General features: G+C 67.1%; 1 protein-coding gene. It reads left to right on the forward strand.

Annotation, left to right across the window (positions count from 1 at the left end):
- On the forward strand, positions 1-482 hold a 482-nt coding region (locus Q8814_RS26375; RefSeq protein ID WP_330154856.1), incomplete at its 5' end, for an SAM-dependent methyltransferase.
- Between the last annotated feature and the right edge of the window lie 189 nt (positions 483-671).

Below are 671 nucleotides of genomic sequence, written 5' to 3' on the forward strand. Positions count from 1 at the left end.
GGTTGTCGAAACGATATGTCGCGGAAGTGGGTCCCGGCGTGACCTCGTTCTCCGCCGCGGCCGCCGCGGCTGCCGAACCGCTCGTGCGGCGCACCGATGTGCTGACCGTCCTTCCCGGCACGCTGCCCGAACCCGAACTGGCCCGCCGCCTGTCCGACCGTCTCAAGCCGTGGGACGTCATCGAAAAGAGGCTGGTCGCCGTCGCAGAAGCGGACCTCGTGCTCGGCATCTACAACCCGGCGTCCCGGTCGCGGACGACACAGGTCGCCGATGCCAAGGCCGTGCTGCTGCGACACCGACCGGCGGACACCGTCGTCGTCATCGGACGCGATGTCGGCCGGCCCGGCGAGTCGCTGGAAGTGACGACCCTCGAGAAACTCGACCCCGACACCATCGACATGAAGTGCCTGCTCATCGTCGGTGCCGCCGGTACTTCGGTGACGGCTGCCGGCGCGGTGTGGACGAAGCGCTCGGTCGGGTAGGTATCCCCCGCGTTTGCAGAGGTCGGTGATCTCCCGGAGGTCGTCAGAAAGACGCGTAGCTGCGCTGTCCGCCGCGCGGCGGTGACATGGAGCCCCATCTGAATCGCCGGGACCGCCGGTCCACGATGATCTCGTCGGTCGCATAATCACTGAAGATGCTCCGGATTGGTTGTGGCTCAGCGATATCGC

The sequence above is a fragment of the Rhodococcus chondri genome (assembly GCF_036327435.1).
GTDB lineage: Bacteria > Actinomycetota > Actinomycetes > Mycobacteriales > Mycobacteriaceae > Rhodococcus > Rhodococcus chondri.